The organism is Deltaproteobacteria bacterium (assembly GCA_020848905.1).
In the GTDB taxonomy this organism is placed as follows: domain Bacteria; phylum Myxococcota_A; class Polyangia.
This window is the reverse complement of the sequence record JADLHG010000059.1, coordinates 16,811-33,610: the sequence shown is the minus strand read 5'-3', so window position 1 is coordinate 33,610 and position 16,800 is coordinate 16,811. Positions and strand designations below refer to the sequence as shown.

Below are 16,800 nucleotides of genomic sequence, written 5' to 3'. Positions count from 1 at the left end.
CGGTGATGATCGTGCTCTACCCCTACATCACGGGGCTCGTGGCGGGCGCCTTCATCGTCTCGTCGCTCTACCACGTCTTCGGGCGCGAGGCGCTCCAGCCCGTGGCGCGCTTCTCACTGGCCGCGGCCTTCGTCTTTCTGCTCTTCGCTCCGCTGCCGCTGCTGATCCACCTCGGACGGCCGGAGCGGGCCTTCAGCATCATGATCACGCCCAACTTCTCGTCGGCGATGGCGGGCTTCGGCTTCATCTACACGAGCTACCTCATCCTCGTGGTGCTCGAGATCTGGTTCGTGATGCGCTCGGACTTCATCCAGCGGGCCAAAGGTGCCGGGCTGGGCGCGCTGATCGCCCGCACGATCCTGCTCTTCAACCTGCACGAGGACGACGCCACGCGCCGCGCCGACCACAAGATCGCCAAGGTGCTGGCCGGCATCGGTATCCCCATGGCGTGCCTGCTGCACGGTTACGTGGGCTTCCTCTTCGGCTCGATCAAGGCCAACCCCTGGTGGTCCACGCCGCTCATGATGGTGATCTTCCTCTTCTCGGCCATCGTCTCCGGCATCTCGGTGCTCATCTTCCATTACTTCGTGGTGAGCTGGGTCAACCGCTGGAAGGTGGACTCGGACTGCGTCCGTCTGATGAGCAAGTACCTCTGGGGCTTCATGATCGTCGCGGTGTCGCTCGAGCTCCTCGAGCTGATGTCCGCCGCCTACCAGCAAACGCACGAGTGGGAGGTGATCCACACGCTCGTCAGCAAGCACCTCTTCGTCTCGTACGTCATCCTGCAGTTCCTCGTCTTCTCGCTCATCCCGTTCTTCCTGCTGGCCTTCAACTCGCTCGCCCGGTCGACCGACCGCGTCTCGAACGCGATCAGCTGGACGGCGGCCACGATGCTCCTCTGCCAGGTGCTCTTGATGCGGTGGAACGTGGTCATCGGCGGCCAGATCATGTCCAAGTCGTTCCGTGGCTTCACGAGCTACTTCCCCGGCCTCTGGGAGAAGGAGGGTCTCGTGACGGCCATCGTGGTCTTCACGCTCCCCTTCGTGCTGCTCTACCTGTTCCACCGGCTGGTCCCGCTCTTCCCCGATGCAAAGAAACGCTCAGCGGCGTGAGCTGGCGGACGATGAGGTAGATACGGGTCTGTCACAGATAGTGGGAGAGGCATCGGTAGGTGATGGGAGGCGGCGCCTACGCCGCCATGTTCCCCAGGCGGCCACAGGCCGTGGGCTTCTGCCGCAACGGGGAGGGAGAGGAGGTGTGGTTCCGCCCATGCGGGGGTGGTGGGCTCGTCACCGGAGCGTGTGGACATGCGTGGATCGAGAGGCCCTGACATCGCGGCGACGCTGGGAGGGCAGCAGCCCGAGGTCGTGGGAGTCGCGGCGCCGGCCATCGCCGACGCGGGGAGCAGCCTGGCGCGAGCACCTCTTCGAACGTGGACCTACCTCGCGATCGGCGCGTTTCTGGGACTGGGTGCGCCGCTCGGGCTGCTCTTCGAGCGCTGGGTGCTGGCAGGCTGGCCGCAGGTCGGCTCGTGGGCCCACGGCGAGCTGCTCCGAGACGCGGAGACCTTCATCTACGTGTGCCTGGCCAGCATCGCGGTCTTCGGCACCTTTGGCTATCTGATGGGCTACAAGGAGCGGCACCTCCGACGGGCGAACGCCTCGCTCAAGCTGGTGGCAGCGCTCCAGAAGGAAGCCGCCCGGTCCCTCGAGGACCACCTGCAGGCCGCGCGGCGTCGCGCGGTGACCCTCGAGGGGCGGCTTCAGGGTGTGGCGGCCGAGCTCGAGGACGTGATCCTGATCCAGGACACGGAGCTGCGTTACCTGGAGGTCGCGGGGAAGTGGCTCGGCAAGCACCGCCTTTCTCCGGAAGCCTTCGTCGGGTTGACGCCTCGGGAGGTGAAAGGGGTTCTCGAGCCGGTCGCACACGAGCAGGCCGGCCGGGTGGCGCTGTCGGGCGAGCCCACGATCTACCACTGGAAGATCCGAACGGAGGCGGGCGAGCGCGAGATGCAGTCCTCGATCTCCGCCCTGAGAGACGATCGCGGCGCGGTCGTGGGCGCGGTGTCGGTCGCGCGCGACGTGACGGAGGAGTCCCAGACGCGACAGAGACTACTCATCTCGGACCGCATGGTCTCCGTCGGAATGCTCGCGGCGGGCGTGGCCCACGAGATCAATAATCCCCTCTCGGCCGTGACGGCCAACGTGGACGTGGCGGTTCAGGAGCTGACGGAAGAGCCGAGAGGCGGTCGGGTGGAGCAGCTCCAGAACGCCGTCGAGGCGCTCCGCGACGTGCAGGTGGCCGCGTTGCGCATTCGCGACATCGTACGGGACCTGAAGATTTTCTCGCGTGGCGACGACGACGTGCGTCGGGCGACCGACGTCGAGCGGGTGATGGAATCGGCCCTGCGCATGGCGTGGAACGAGATCCGCCATCGCGCGCGCCTAGTGAAGGACTTCCAGCCCACGCCGCCCGTGTACGCCAGCGAGTCGAGGCTGAGCCAGGTGTTTCTGAACCTGGTGGTGAACGCGGCGCAGGCCATTCCGGAGGGCGCCGCGGGCGTGAACGAGCTGCGGGTCCGCCTGTTCGAGGACGCGGAGCAGCGGGTGACGATCGAGGTGAAGGATACGGGGGTCGGCATGCCGCCAGAGGTCCTCGCGCGGCTCTTCACCCCCTTCTTCTCGACCAAGCCGCAGGGCGTGGGGACGGGCCTGGGCCTGAACATCTGCCAGCGCGTGGTGAAGGATCTGGGTGGCGACATCGAGGTGGAGAGCCAGCCCGGGAAGGGGTCCCTATTTCGCGTCCACCTGCCGGCGGCTACCGAGGCCGAGCTCGAGGCGGCCGCGGACGGGGAGGTCGGTGCCGCGGAGAGGGAGAGCTGCTGCTCGGGTCGGGTGCTCGCCGTGGACGACGAGGAGCCGATCTTGACGGCGGTCTCCCGCATCCTCGGCCCCTATCACACGGTGTGTACCACCACGCGGGCAGTCGAGGTGCTCGAGCTGATCCGCAAGGGCGAGTGCTACGACGTCTTGCTGGTTGACATCATGATGCCCGAGATGAACGGACAGGAGCTCTACGCTGCGCTCTGCCAGGAAGCGCCGGAGCAGGCCCAGCGGGTGTGCCTGATGTCCGGAGGGGCCTTCACGCCGGAGGCGCGCGCCTTCCTGCAGGAGGCGGGGCGCGAGGTGCTCGAGAAGCCGTTCGCGGCCCAGGGGCTACGAGACCTCGTCTGCCGGATGCTCCTCCGGCATCCCGCGAGCACCCGGACGGTGTAGACTCCGGCCTGGATACCGAGGGTGGACGCGCCCCGCTCCCAGGCCAGGATGGAAAGCTCACGCAGCCGGCGAACACAGAGCCTCCTCGGGGGAATCGGGCTTCGGCTGACGGTGCCGACGGTGCTCGCCGTGGCGGTGCTCTTCGCCGTGGTCGCGGCCGCTCTCTGGCGCGAGATGGGGCGCAGTCGCGAGGCCACGCTCGCTAGCTACAGCGCGCTCGTGGGGCGCGTGGTGCTCCACGGCCTTCGCGACGCGATGCTCTCGGGGGAGCGGCAGCGCCTGCGGCAGGAGATCGTGCGGCTCGCGGCGGTGCGTCCCGTGCGCGCCATCGACGTGCTCGACAAGCGCGGGCACGTGACCTTCTCGAATCGCTCCGAGCGACAGGGGACGCGCGTCTCGTCCGCCAACCCGACCTGCCAGGCCTGTCACGGGGAGTCCGACGGGACCACCACGGCGCACCGCGCGGGTCTCACGATGGTGGACGACGGGCGGCGGACCGTCCGGTCGCTGCACTCCGTCGAGGCCGAGAAGGCTTGCCGGCGCTGTCACAAGGATCCCAAGGTGACGACTCTCGGGGTGCTGCGCATCGACCTCGACGAGGAAGAGCTGACGGGCGGCATCCGCGACGAGGTGACCTTCGCGGTCCTGCTGGCGGCGGGGCTCTCGCTCGTGCTGGTGGTGGTGCTCTTCGTGAGCGTGCGGCGCGTCGTCGTGACGCGCGTGAGGGCGCTGCATCGGCTCGTCGAAGATCTGCGCGCCGGAGCGCGAGGCGCGGCCACCGGGGCGCGTCGGGTGGACGAGCTCGACGACCTCGCGCGATCGCTGCACGCGCTGACCGCCGATCTGGATCGCCGGCGGGCCGTCTCGGCCGCGGCGGCGGCGCTCTCGCGCGTCCTCGAGCAGAGCCCCGGGGTGGCGCTGGTCTGCGACGCGGCAGGCACGGTGCTCGCGGCGAACCGTCGCGCCGAGGAGGCGCTCGCCGATCCGAGGCACCCGGGGCGTCTCGTCGGGGTCCGACGGCAGGAGCTCCTCCTCGCCCGTCCCGAGCTCCACGCGCGGGCGCTCGAAGAGGGCTGGGCCTTCGACGCCGCGGAGCGAGGGGAGCCCGTGGTGCTCTTGCTCTCGACGCCGGCCGACGAAGGGGTGGCGCTCCTCGAGCTGTGGCCGGCTGCCGAGGCGACGCCGTCGGCGGCGCCGGAGGAGGAGCTGGCGAGCGCTTCGGGCATCGTCGAGCCGGGGCGGCCCGCCTGGGACCTCTACGCCTGGGCCGTGCTGCGTCCTCTGCGGACCGGAGGAGGCGTCTGGCGCGGTTTCTCCTCGATCGATCCACGGATGGTGGCGGCGCGGCGTCTAGCTCGGCAGCTCGCCGACACGGTGCAGGGTCTCGACGGGCACGAGGCGCTCGATGTGGCCTCCGAGACCCACCTCGTGCTCCACGACCTCGAACGCGAGCTGCGCGACCGAGGGTGGCACGTGGCCGTCGAGCCCGGGCTGTCGGCGCGCGGTCCCGCCCCGATTCTCCACGCGCTCCTCGAGAGGCTCCACCGCGCGGCGGCGGAGCAGGCCGGCGCCGGTGGCGAGGTGGTGCTCTTCGCCCGGCGCGACGCGGAGCGGGGAGGGCTCTTTCTCGGCGCGTGGGCCGGTCGGCCGGGGGCCTCCGCCCGGATCGACCCGGCGGGGGAACCGCCCTTCGCGCGCGCCGCGGCCAGAGCCCTGGGCGGCGCCGTGGAGGTGGACGAGCGCTTCGACGCCGGGAGCCTCGCCACCCTCGGGGCGGATCTGACACGCCTCGAGGGGGCCGGGTCTCTTTACGTGGCGCGAATTGGCGCGACGCCGCGCTAGGGACACCCCCTAGAACACTGTGGCCCACCTCGTCTCATGGTGCGAACGCACCACGAGACGATGGCGCGCGCGACGCGGCCGAAGTGGTGCGCCGGGGCGGCGTTCAATGATGTCTGGACTCAATGGTGCGGACGCCGCGGATCGGCAAAATGGAGGGTGTAAGGACGAACGAAACGCGGCTCCCAGCCGCCACAGAAAGTAGGAGGATGTCATGGACTTCGCGTATTTTGGCAAGCTGATGCTGAGCGTGCTGGTTTTCGCCCCTGGGATCATCGTGCTGGCGATCGCCCTGGTGCTGGGCGTGGCGGCGCTCCTCGAGAAGGCGGGCCTCTTTCGCGTGGCCGCGCTCCCGAGTGAGGCGAGCGAGTCGGCCGAGGCCGCGGCTGCGGGCAACCCCCCGGCGGGCGAGGTGGTGGCCGGTCTGAAGCAGAACCTGGACGCGCCGGTCGAGGAGGAGAAGGGCAAGGAACTTGCAGGCCGAAGGTAGGCGGGCGGCACGCGCACCCGAGGCGCGGCACTACGAGGAAGGGCCCAGGAGCGAGCGGGGAGGGAGGCAACATCCGTCAGAGGACCTTGCACGATGAAGCGTCTGGATCGGCTTCTGCATCGATTCGCCAGTAACGACGACCGCGCCCTGCTGGAAGGAAGGCCTGGCTTCCGCACGAGGCTCCTCGTCTCCGTGCATCTGGCCCGGCGCTACATCTGGGCCTTTGGCATCGTCGTGGCCATCGCGCTCATCGCCACCGTGGCCTCCGGGATGGACATCTACCACCGCACCGAGATGCCGCGCTTCTGTCGCGCGTGCCACGAGATGAGCCCGAACTTCGCCTCGTGGGAGCGCTCCGTGCACCAGAAGACCAAGTGCGTGGACTGCCACGCGCGGCCGGGGCTCTCCGGCTGGGCCGCGGCGAAGGCCAGCGGCTTGCGGCAGCTCTTCTCGCACTTCCGCGCCAAGTCCACCGCCGACATCAAGGCGCACATGGGCGACCATCACAAGGCCCTCGTCGAGGAGAACTGCAAGCGCTGTCATCGGCGCGCGGCGCGGATCAAGGAGAAGAAGACGGTGGCCGTCGCGCACAAGCGACACCTGGACGTGGGGCTCAACTGCATCGAGTGCCACTCCCGGGCCATCGCGCACCCGGCGCCGCGCAAGGAGGGCAAGGAGGGCAAGCAGGGCAAGAAGGAGAATCCCCTCTTCGCGGCCGCCGACTGCCACGCCTGTCACGACGGGAAGCATCGCCGCGGCAAGGCCGTGGCCTTCTCGGCCACTGAAGAGGCGCGCTGCACGAAGTGCCACCTGGACGCGAAGGCCGCCAACTCCCACGGCGGTGACGACCACAAGTGCACCGACTGCCACGAAGCGCAGAAGGGGCGGCACTACGCCTACGCCGACAAGCCCGTGCGCGAGATCTGCGCCAAGTGCCACGACACCGCGGAGACGACCTACGCGAGCGCGCACAAGGCGGTGGGCGAAGGGCGGTGCGGTGACTGCCACCAGGTCATGTCTCCGACGCACCTCTATAAGACCGCGTCCGCGCCGTCGGCGAACGGCTGCCTCTCGTGCCACCGCAAGCTCGCGGCGCTGCTGAAGGGGCGGCCCGAGAAGCTCGTCAGCAGCTTCTCCGACGGAGACGACGACCTGCACGTCTCGCACGCGGGAGAGCTCGGCAAGGAGGCCTACTGGTGCAAGCGCTGTCACGAGGCCCACGGCAGCGACGCCACGGTCGGCCTGGTCTCCTTCCGGCGCGCGAAGGACGAGAAAGAGGGCGCCGCCTCCAAGCAGTCTTTCACGGCCAGCAAGGACGGTGGTCAGTGCAAGACGGCCTGCCATGAGGACGACACGATGGAGTACACGCGACGCGCGAAGCAGGTCGGCGCCGTGAAATGATCGTCCGGCGCTTCCTGACCTACTTCGTCGTGGCGATGGCCCTCGCCGTGGCGGGGGCGGTGGCCTTCGAGGTGCTGGCCTTTCGTCGCGCGACCGATTATGCGATGCACTCGCGCGAGGCGGAGGCCGTGGGGGCCGCGCGGTTCGTCTCCGGCTTCGTGCGTCGCGCCGGGGACGCGCTCTCCGCGCTGCTCGCCAAGGAGGCCGACGCGTCCGCGGCCAGCACGGCCGCGAGTTTGGCTCAGCTCCGCGCGACGAGCCCGCAGATCAGCGCCATCGCGCTGCTAGACCGGAGTCGGGGGGTCAGCGCCGCGACCGACGGAGAGCTGCCTCCCTCGGAGGTGCTCCTCCCGGCCCTGCGCCACGCCGAGGCCGCAGGTCAGGTCGAGGCGACCGACCTCTGGCGCACCTCCGACGGGCGACCGATGGTGACGCTGGTCGTCGTGCGCACGGAAGGGGGGTGGCGCGCCGCGATGGCGCACCTGAACCTGCAGGAGAAGGCCTTCAGCGACCTCTTCGACCTCTTCGGCCACGTCGGGACGGGGGGCTCCGCGCGAGTCCAGCTCCTGGATGGGCGCGGGGTGGCGCTCTACTCCACCCGCGAGAAGGAGCGCTTCGAGTCCGTGGTGCACGGCACCTACTTCTCCGACGCCGTCCGCATGGGACAGGCCAAGGCCATGCCCTGCCACTCCTGTCACGAAGGGGGGGAGCGACCCGGGGACCTGACCCGCTCGGCGGAGATCACCGCCGTGGCCCCCGTGGCGGGCACGAGCTGGAGCGTGACGGTGCGCGAGCGGCGCGACGAGCTCTACGCTCCGCTGCGCGACCTGGTCTTCGGCACGGTGGGGCTCGTGGCGGCGATCCTGGGGATCTTCGCCGGGGCGTTTCTCTTGCTCCACCGCCGCATCTTGCGGCCGATCAGTCGCCTCGTGGCCATGGCCCGCGAGCCGGAGCTGGCCGGCATGGCGGAGTGGGCACCGTCGAGAGGTCCGGTGGACGAAGAGATCGCGCGGCTCGCCGAATCTTTGTCTTCGGCGCACGAGCTCTCCACCCGCGCCTCCGGTGCGGCAGGCGCTCCTCGAGTCGACGCGCGCGACGCGAGCGATTCGGGCGAATTCGCCCCCGAGCCTCGTGGGCTCTCCTCCGGAGCCCTCGCCGACGCGATCCGCCAGCTCACGCAGGTCGAGCCCATCCGGGCCGCGATGCTCCTCTACCGTACGGGCAGCGGCGACGGCGTGTGCGTGCAGTGCGTGGGCGTGAGGTGCGAGAGCGCGCCGTCCGAGCGCCTGCTGGCCCTCGGCGAGCGCGAGGCCTCCGTTACGCCGGAATTCCTGGCCGAGCAGGGGATCCTGCTCGGAGAGCTCAGAGGGTGCAGCGAGTTCTTCGTGCGGAAGCTGCGGCTCGAGGGGGTCTCCGAGGCGCAGCTCTGGATCGGGGTCACCGCCGAAGGGGCCCTCATGGGGCCGTATCTGAAGACGGCCCTGGACGTGGTCACCGCGCAGGTGCGCTTCGTGCTCGTGCGCGAGCTCCTCGACCAGCGGCTGCGCGAGGAGCACGCGGCGAAGAACCGGCTGTTGCAGCACCTCTTCGAGGCCGAGGACGAGGAGCGGCGGCGCATCGCCCGCGAGATTCACGACGAGACCGGTCAGGTGCTGAGCGCGCTTCGCGTGCTGCTCGAGACCTTCCCCGCGGCGAGCGACCCCGCCGCGCAAGAGGCCCGGCTCGAGCGCGCCAAGTCGCTCGTCGAGCAGGTGCTCGACCACACCGACCGCCTGATCCGGCGTCTGCGGCCGGCGGTGCTGGACGACCTCGGCCTGGTCGAGGCCATCCGGGCCACGGGTCACAACCTGCTCGAGGATGCGGGGGTCGGCTTCGAGTTCGAGGTGCAGGGCGCCGAGGACACGGCGCTGCCGCGCGCCGTCGAGGTCGCCGTCTATCGCGTCTTCCAGGAGGCGATGACGAACGTGGTGCGCCACTCCGGCGCGAAGGAGGTCCGCGCGAGCGTCGCCTTCGCGGCCTCCGGAGTGACGGCGCACCTCGAGGACGACGGGCGCGGCCTCGACCAGGCGCTGCTGGAGAGCCCGAACACCTCGGGGCGCTGGGGACTCCTCGGCATGCGCGAGCGCATCACCCAGGTGGGAGGAAAGGTCGCCTTCTCGCACGGCGAAGGCGGTGGGCTGCGCATCGACCTCGAGGTGCCGTGCACTCCCGTCTCCGACGAGCTATCCTAGGCCGCACTCATGCCCGCTCGCATCCTCCTGGCCGACGACCACGCCCTCTTCCGCGAAGCCCTGCGTGGGCTCATCGAGGCCCGCCTGTCGGAGGTGCAGATCGTGGGCGAGGCGGCGACCGGGCGCGAGGCGATCGACCTCTGCCAGCGACACCAGCCCGACCTGATGGTGCTCGACCTCTCGATGCCCGACCTGGGAGGCCTCGACGTGCTGGCCGAGCTCAAGGGCCTCCAGCTCGCCACGAAGGTGCTCGTCGTCTCGCAGTACACCGACCGCTCGTACGTGATGCGGGCGCTCAAGCTCGGCGCCCGGGGCTACGTGCCCAAGAAGGCGCTGGCCAAGGACCTCGTCTCGGCCGTCAGCGCGGTGCTGGAAGGGCGCACCTACGTGGATCCCTCGCTGATGGAGTTCGTGGTGGATGCGGCCGTCCGCCCGCACGAGGCCAGCGAGAGCGGGGACCTCGGCCTGCTCAGCGATCGCGAGCTGGAGATCCTGAAGCTCGTCGCCGAAGGCAAGACCGCCAAGGAGATCGGCGAGCTCCTCCACATCTCCCCGCACACGGTGAACCGCCACCGCGCGAACCTCATGGAGAAGCTCGAGGTGCACAGCAAATCCGATCTGGTGCGGGCGGCGGTGCGGCTGAAGCTGGTGGAGCCGTAGGGGAAGGCGGGGCGGGAGAACTCTCGACGAAGGCCTACTTCTCCTTCGCCTCCTTGTCGTCCTTGTCGTCCTTGTCACCCACGTGGCACCCCTTGCACTTGGTCGTGGGGCCCTTGGTCATCTTGTGGGGCTCCTTGGCCGCCTCCTTGTGACACCCGCGGCACTGAGCATGGTACGGGTTCTTCGTGGCGGACTTGTCGTCGCAGGTGCCGACCTTGCCTTCGGCCTTCTTGTGGCAGTCGGAGCAGAGCTTTTCGACCGGTCCGGTGTGATGGCAGGCCTTGCAGTCCTTGCCCATCTTCTTGACGGCCTTCTCGTGGGCCGCGTGCTTGAACTTGACGGGGCCCTTCTTCTTCTTGCAGCCCTTGATCTCGAGCTCCTTCGGAGCCTTCTTCTCCGCGCTGCTCACCCCAGGACTCGCCGCCACCGCCATGAGCATCACGACACACGGAACCAACAGTCGCAGGTACAGGCCTCTCATCGGACTCATCTCCTTTCGCGTCGGGCGCTGGGACAGAACCACGGGCAGCGCGGTCAATTCGTTGTACGCATGCTCGCGCAGAAAAATAGGCAAGGCAAGTGCGCTGCACTCGTCGGTGGCGACGGAACGACTCCGGGTCAGCGGGGCCCTCCACCGACGGTGAGAGGGGCCCGGCCGGCCTGGGCCAGCTTGGCCCGGGTCCGCGTCCGACCTTCGGCAGTGCGAATCGTTCTGACCCGCGCTGGCGGCTCCGTCGAGGGGCGCGCGCGCCCACCCGCTCCCGAACGCCTGCGGTTCCACGGGTAGCGGTGGGCGGTCGCGGACCGCGTGCGTGGCGCTCGCTGGAATGGCTCTTGCTATGAACTACAGGTGAGGTGGCCGGGTCTCGGCCTCACAAGGAGAGCGACCGTGGCGCAACTCACCGTGGCAGACCTGATGTCGAGGGATGTGATCACGCTCGAGAAGGACGAGAACCTGAACCTCGCCGAGGAGGTGATGCGCCTCGGACGGCTCCGCCACCTGCCCGTCGTGGACCGCGGCCGCCTGATGGGCCTCGTGACCCACCGGGACCTCCTCCGCTGTCAGGCCAGCTCCCTCGCAGCGCTCACGCGCGAGGCGCGCCGGGAGATCCAGCGCAGCATCCGCGCCGAGGACATCATGACCACCGATGTGATCACCGTGACGGCCGATACGGTCGCCGTCGAGGCCGCGCGCCTCATGCGGCGGCACAAGATCGGGTGTCTGCCGGTGGTCGACGGAGGGACGCTGATCGGCATCTTGACCGAGGCGGACTTCCTGGACCTGGTCATCACGGCGCTTCACGGGGAGCCGGTGTAGAACGCCGGCCGGTGTCGCGCCGTCTACGCCGCCTCTTCGTCGGCGGTGCCCTTCAAGCCGCGTGACTTGGCGGTGAGGAGGGCGCGCAGGCTCTCCACGTCGCGATGGAAGTCCACCTCGGTCCAGCGGCCGGTGGCGTCGAACCACCAGGGGTGCACCGGGATCCCCTGCTCGTACAGCGCGTTGAAGAGCTCGAGCCAGAACTGTGTGAGAGAGCTCTTGCGGCGACCTAGCAGCTCGAGCTGCTCCCTGGCGAGCTTCTGGGCCCGTCGCCCTCTGACCAGCGCGAGGCCGGGTGACTCGCCGTGCGCCTCGCTGTCGGAGATCTCCTTGCTCACCCGTCGGATCACCGCACCGTCGAGCGTGATCTTCATGTCGTCGAAGTCGAAGTTCGACTTGCGGTTGATCGCGAGGTGAATCCCGTCGCCGCAAGCCGCCAGACCGCGGAAGACGTCCGGCGAGAACAGATTGTCGCCGTTGGTGATCATCAGATCGCCGTCCAGCTCATCCCGGGCGAGCCAGAGCGACATCAGGTTGTTCGAGATCTCGTAGAAGGGGTTGTAGACGCTGCGTAGCCGCAGGCCGCGGGCGTCGAAGGTGCTGAGCTTGGACTCCACTTGACCCGCCAGGTAGCCCAGGACGAGCACCACCTCCTCGACGACCCCCGACTGCTGGAGGCTACCGATCTGTTCTTCCAGCAGGGTCGCTCCATGGCCGAGGTCGAGGAGCGGCTTGGGGGTGTTCTTCGTGAGGGGCATCAGGCGTTCGCCCTTGCCGGCCGCGAGAATGATGATCTTCATCGCCTGTATCCTTGGGCCTGGGCAGCGCCAGCTCCGGCCACTTGGTGGGTGGTTGGAACGCGAGGTGCCGCTCGGTTGCGTCGAGACGGTTCGAGCTCGGGAATTCGTCGGAGATGACCCGGATCGTCGAGGGGCGCAGCCCGCGCTCCTCGGCCAGCCGCGAGAGGTAGCGTACCTGTTCGAGGCGAAAGCCCATGGTTCGGGTGGCCACGCAGTCCACCGCGAGCAGGTCCTCTCCTGCAAGCAGCACGCGTGCCTCCCGCGACGTAGGGGTGAAGGGACCGTCGCCCTCGCCGGCGGTCACGCCGTCCACGAGGGAGAAGAATCGCATGGGACCCTTCCCCTGCCGCTGACGGTAGCCCGTGACGTCCACGACCAAGGCGTCGTAGAGGTCGGCTACCATGCGCCAGCAGGTGTCGTTGCCGGGCCACGCGCCGCGGTACTTTTCGTGGGCCGGTTTGCCCGTCCCGCCCGTGCCGCCCGGCTTGCCCTTCTGCGACGGCGCGCGGCGGTGGCGACGGATGACGCCGCGCAGGGCCAGATAGACCGACTCCGGGAGCGCATCGAGGAGGAGGTGCTCGAGCGCCAGGCGAAGGTGGTCCGTCGCCGTCACGGTCTGCGAGTACTCGTCTCCGCCCCAGCCGGGGTAGCCGATCTGCCAGTGCACGAGGCAGTTCTTGTTGGCCACCGTGCCGACGAGCCCCTTCAGGTTCAGCGTTACACCCACCTTGTGGTGGGCCTTCAGCTTCGGCACGGAGATGAAGACGTCGGAGAGCGCGACGGTGGCCGACAGGGAGTAGCGGTGCGTGCGGCCGTGGTGCAGCCGGATCGTCTCGAGGCGGTTCGAAAACGCGCCGCGAAAACGCCAGGGGTTCAGGCCGAAGAAGCGAGAGCGTGGGCCCAGGTCCACCACCAGCTCTCCGTCGGGGTCGCCCTGCTGAGGCACGGCCCTGGACTTGAAGCCGTAGTATTCGAGGTCGTCGGTGCGCAGCGGCCGCAGGTCGAGGACGCGGCAGAAGACGCCGAAGCGTTCGGCGTAAAGGGCGGGAAGACGATCGAGGTGCGTCCGTTCGAGGATGCGAGAGAAATCGGCGTCGATCGACGGGTTGTCGCCGACGATGAGCTCGCCCCTCCCCTTCAGGGCGATCGCCACGTAATCCCCGAGCGCTCGCACCACGGCGGGGTGCGTGATCACCGCGAAGAGGTCGTCCGACTCCCGACCCTTGGTTCGGGACGCGTGGGCCACGAGGTTGGGCTTGAGGAAGACCCGATCTCCGGGCCGGACGATGGTACCGAGGGGATTCCACTCGGGCGTGCCGTACCGCTCGCGGTCATAGCCCAGGCGGCGCAGGGTCTCACGGACCGCCGCGTAGACGGGATTCGGGGAGGCCGAGCGTGGGCGCTCGCCGTACTCCGGGTAGGCCTCGCCGGGGTCGTACGGCGGTGCGTCGGGATAGGGTCCCGCGACCGCCGTGATGGCCACCCTTGGGGTTCCGTGGGCGAGGTCCACGTTAGTTCACCACCAGGCGCTCGAAGCGCTCGAGGCAGAAGAGGAGCCACCGCTGCTCGCCCGTGAGCTGGGAGATCGGAAGGTTCGCGCGCAGCAGGGAGCCTCCGTTGGGGCGCCAGCTCGCGAGCCACTCGTCCATGGGGCGCGCGAAGGCCACCTTGGGGGGCAGCGCAAGCTCGGGGTAGAGCTCGGCGAAGAGGGCTCGCAGCAAGTACTTGCTCTCGCCGCGGCGGATCCGCTCCAGGTCGAGCGGGGCGTCCAGATGCAGCGCCTCGTAGGGCTCGACGAGCGAGCAACCGGCCGCGGAGGCCGCGTTGGCGAAGGCCTGGCTGATGCCGCGACCGTGCACCTCTTTGAGGAAGCCTTGCACGTCGATGCACGCGCCGCGCCGGTACTCCTCGAAGATCTCGCGCATGGAAACCGGGAAGTCGAGGACCAGCGCCGGGTCGAGAAAGGTGTACCGCTGCACGAACTCCTCGAAGGTCCAATCGCGCGACAGGAGTTGGTCGAGGCCGCCGAAGGTCGAGTCGGCGCCCGTGCCGATCACGAGGCGCGTCGCGCCCTCCTCGGCGGCGGCTCGCGCGGCGAGGTGCAGCCCCACCTCGGCAGGGTGCAGGGGCGAGCGCTTGTGGCGCATGAGCGCGTCGATGTGCGCGAGATGGTCCTCCCAGGTCACGGTCACCACGCGGTGCGAGAGCCCGCAGCGGGTGGCGAACTGGGCGGCTCCGACGCTCTCGTCGAGGGCACCCGGCGCGTGAAAGCGGACCGTGTACGCGCGCGTTCCGGGGGGAAGCAGCGCGGCCAGGATGGCGGAGTCGATGCCCCCGCTGAGGAGCAGGGCGGTGCTGGGGCTGGCGGCCTCCCGGGCGAGAAGGTGCGAGAGCGCGGCGCGAATGGCGCCCGGGGTGGAGACGGCGACCTGGCCTCGATCGTCCTCCTCGGGCCAGCTCGGCTGCAGCCCGGGCCTCCAGCTCCACTCCCGTCGCGCGAGGTAGCGGAACGCGAGGTACGAGCTGGCCGAGCGTGGGTCGAGCCCCATGTGACGAGGTTCCTCTCTCGGGCCCCTACCGCCCGCGATCACCGATGCACCGCAGAGATCTAGCAATGCGCGTACCATCGCCCGGTCGGATCGGACCCGAGGCGGTTGCACGTGATGACCGGAGGTTGTGCGACGGGGGCCGAGCGCCCGTCGCACCACCGTCAGCGACCTGACGGCGCAGCCCCCGCGGAGCGCAGCGCGCCTGGCGCTCCGCGGGGGCTTTCGGCGTGGGAGGTGCCCCCACCTTGCTGGCCACACCCGTCGCTGATAGCCTACATGGGCCTTTTCGACGCGAGGCGTCGGTCAGACGACATCTTCGGGAACGTGGTGGCTTCGATAGCAGGCGAGACGGATTCTCAGGCCGGGCGATTGCGCATCGCCGCGTACTGCACCCTGCCATTCGTGCGACGCGCGCTGGAGCCGCTCGTGGCCCTGCTCGACGGGGCGCTGCTCACGCACGACCGGCAGGCGGCTCTCGCCTTTCGGCCGGACGTGCTCGTCGTGGCCACGGAGCAAGACATCTTGCTCGTCCGCGACCATTGCGCTCGGCATCACGTGCTGCTCGTCGCCATGCGCCACGGCGTGGGGTGCAAGTACATTCGTACTCCCCGCGAGTACGGCGACGCGGACTATCTCGCGGGCAGTGCCTTCGATCGACGCGACATGGAGCGGGTGGGGGTTCTTCCGCGCCGCGGCTTCCTGGCCACGGGCAACCCGTGGGCCGACGACACCTTCCGTCTGCCCGTGCGGGCGATCGATCGTCGGCGACCCACGATTCTCTTTGCCCCCACCTGGAATCCGGAGGTCAGCGCGGCTGCCTTCTTCGAGGGACAGCTCGTCGCGTGGATCCGGGCCGTCTATCCGGAAAGCCGGATCGTGATCCGTCCGCACCCGAACATCGTGACCTTCGCCCATCCGCTGATGCGGCAGTTCGAGGCGCGTTTCGCGGCGTGGCTCGAGACGTGGCGCCGGCTGGCGCGCGAGGAGCCCCACGTCGAGCTGGCAGAGGACCCGGCGGCGAGCATCGCCGGGTTCTTCGCGGGGGCCGACCTGCTGATCTCCGACGGGTCGTCTCTGGTCTACGAGTTCATGGCGCTCGAACGACCGATCCTGCTCTACAGCAGCGGCGAGACCGTGGTGGAGGGCGAGCTCGACCCGCTGGCGCTGGCCAACCGCTGGCGCGACGTGGCGCTGGAGTTCCGCACCCCCGAGGAGTTTCGTGCGGCCCTCGAGCGGGTCTTCGACGATCACGCCTGCCGCGCGCGCGCGCGACAGGCGGCGTGCAGCGCCGAGCTCTTCGGCGAGGAGCGGGATGGTCGCGCGGTGGAGCGGTTGGCGTCGGCGCTGCGCGAGTTGCCACGCCTCGAGGCGCTCGTCATCGCCCCGCGTCTCGACGACGAGCTTCGACGCTGGTTCGCCCACGCACAAGAGCAGCTTCGGGCGACGCGCTGGTTCTGCGCGCTCACGGAGCCCCGGGATGTGTCGGCGAGCTGGCCCGCCGGGGTCTCCCCCTTTGGTGCGCAGGGGACGACGGTGGAATCGCTGCGTCGGAGCTTCCTCGGCGCGTCGGCCTCCGGGTACGCGCTGGTGGTGCTCGACCCCGCGCGCGAGCGGCTCGAGGACGCGTCGTTCGTGTCGCGGGCCCTCGCCCGGATGCGCGAGGATCGACGGCTGGGCTGCTGCTGCGGCCCGGAGGGGCCGAACGGGAGCTACGCGCTCTTCGCCCGCGAGGCAACCTCGAGTGGAGCGGCCGCCGGGGAGCCGGAGGTTGCGCAGATCTGGGACGACGAGCCCCGTCTCTGCTACGGGGACGGATTCTACCCGCCCGAAGACGGCTGGCGCTGGATGGCGAAGCGAGCCCAGCTTCGCCTCGAGCAGACCGTGCGCCGTGCCGACCGACCCGGCGGCTACCTGCTGGAGGTGGAGCTCCGGTCGAGCGACCACCGCCACTACGGTTCGTTTCCGGTGTGCGCGACCGTCTCCGTGTCCGGACAGCGCGTGGGTGTCGTGAGCTTCGTGGGCGGCTGGCAGGCGATTTCGCTCCGGCTGACGGTACCGGTCGAGCGGCTCGAGGCGCCGACGGTCGAGTTTCGCGCCGACCAGGCGTTCGTGCCCAAGGAGCTCGGATTCGGCGAGGACCCGCGCCGGCTATCGATCCAGGTGCGCGTGAAGCGCGTGGCGGCGAGCGATGCGCGGGAACGACGCGAGGCGGGGTGATGACCGCCTCGCGGGGCGAC

The 16,800-nt window shown here is 69.6% G+C and carries 12 protein-coding genes; 9 read left to right on the top strand and 3 right to left on the bottom strand.

Annotation, left to right across the window (positions count from 1 at the left end; all coding sequences use genetic code 11):
* Nucleotides 1–5 precede the first annotated feature (5 nt).
* The 7 genes from nrfD (at nucleotide 6) to IT371_25765 (ending at nucleotide 9,896) form a co-directional block, all read left to right on the top strand.
* Complete coding sequence (gene nrfD, locus IT371_25795; protein ID MCC6751093.1) at nucleotides 6–1,112, top strand: polysulfide reductase NrfD; 1,107 nt, start codon at nucleotides 6–8, stop codon at nucleotides 1,110–1,112.
* 195 nt (nucleotides 1,113–1,307) lie between these two features.
* Nucleotides 1,308–3,275, top strand: coding sequence for a response regulator (locus IT371_25790; GenBank protein ID MCC6751092.1), 1,968 nt, complete (start codon nucleotides 1,308–1,310; stop codon nucleotides 3,273–3,275).
* A gap of 48 nt (nucleotides 3,276–3,323) precedes the next feature.
* The gene (locus tag IT371_25785) at nucleotides 3,324–5,117 is read left to right on the top strand and encodes a hypothetical protein (GenBank protein MCC6751091.1); all 1,794 of its coding nucleotides are present in this window, start codon (nucleotides 3,324–3,326) and stop codon (nucleotides 5,115–5,117) included.
* Between the two features lie 211 nt (nucleotides 5,118–5,328).
* The gene (locus tag IT371_25780; GenBank protein MCC6751090.1) at nucleotides 5,329–5,604 is read left to right on the top strand and encodes a hypothetical protein; all 276 of its coding nucleotides are present in this window, start codon (nucleotides 5,329–5,331) and stop codon (nucleotides 5,602–5,604) included.
* Between the two features lie 93 nt (nucleotides 5,605–5,697).
* Entirely contained in the window at nucleotides 5,698–7,005 is a 1,308-nt protein-coding gene (locus IT371_25775) for a NapC/NirT family cytochrome c (protein MCC6751089.1), read from the top strand.
* Nucleotides 7,002–9,236, top strand: coding sequence for a hypothetical protein (locus IT371_25770; GenBank protein ID MCC6751088.1), 2,235 nt, complete (start codon nucleotides 7,002–7,004; stop codon nucleotides 9,234–9,236). Before IT371_25775 ends, IT371_25770 begins: the two co-directional genes overlap by 4 nt.
* A 9-nt stretch (nucleotides 9,237–9,245) precedes the next feature.
* A complete protein-coding gene (locus IT371_25765) occupies nucleotides 9,246–9,896 on the top strand; it encodes a response regulator transcription factor (GenBank protein ID MCC6751087.1) in 651 nt (216 codons plus the stop codon).
* Between the two features lie 34 nt (nucleotides 9,897–9,930).
* On the opposite strand, the gene IT371_25760 is transcribed toward IT371_25765, so the two are convergent.
* On the bottom strand, nucleotides 9,931–10,377 hold the full coding sequence (locus IT371_25760; GenBank protein ID MCC6751086.1) for a cytochrome c3 family protein: 447 nt from the start codon (nucleotides 10,375–10,377) through the stop codon (nucleotides 9,931–9,933).
* Nucleotides 10,378–10,812: 435 nt separating this feature from the next.
* Here IT371_25760 and IT371_25755 point away from each other — a divergent pair, with 435 nt between their 5' ends.
* Complete coding sequence (locus IT371_25755) at nucleotides 10,813–11,214, top strand: CBS domain-containing protein (protein ID MCC6751085.1); 402 nt, start codon at nucleotides 10,813–10,815, stop codon at nucleotides 11,212–11,214.
* A gap of 678 nt (nucleotides 11,215–11,892) precedes the next feature.
* Here IT371_25755 and IT371_25750 read toward each other — a convergent pair.
* Together IT371_25750 and IT371_25745 are read right to left on the bottom strand one after the other, a co-directional pair.
* Nucleotides 11,893–13,497 carry a DUF362 domain-containing protein gene (locus IT371_25750; protein ID MCC6751084.1) on the bottom strand — a complete coding sequence of 535 codons (1,605 nt, stop codon included), beginning with the start codon at nucleotides 13,495–13,497 and terminating at the stop codon, nucleotides 11,893–11,895.
* Nucleotides 13,498–13,525: 28 nt separating this feature from the next.
* Nucleotides 13,526–14,563 (bottom strand): hypothetical protein, encoded by a 1,038-nt coding sequence (locus IT371_25745; protein MCC6751083.1) that lies wholly within the window; start codon nucleotides 14,561–14,563, stop codon nucleotides 13,526–13,528.
* A 276-nt stretch (nucleotides 14,564–14,839) separates the two neighbouring features.
* On the opposite strand from IT371_25745, the gene IT371_25740 reads away from it, so the two are divergent.
* Nucleotides 14,840–16,780 carry a CDP-glycerol glycerophosphotransferase family protein gene (locus tag IT371_25740; GenBank protein MCC6751082.1) on the top strand — a complete coding sequence of 647 codons (1,941 nt, stop codon included), beginning with the start codon at nucleotides 14,840–14,842 and terminating at the stop codon, nucleotides 16,778–16,780.
* Nucleotides 16,781–16,800 lie beyond the last annotated feature (20 nt).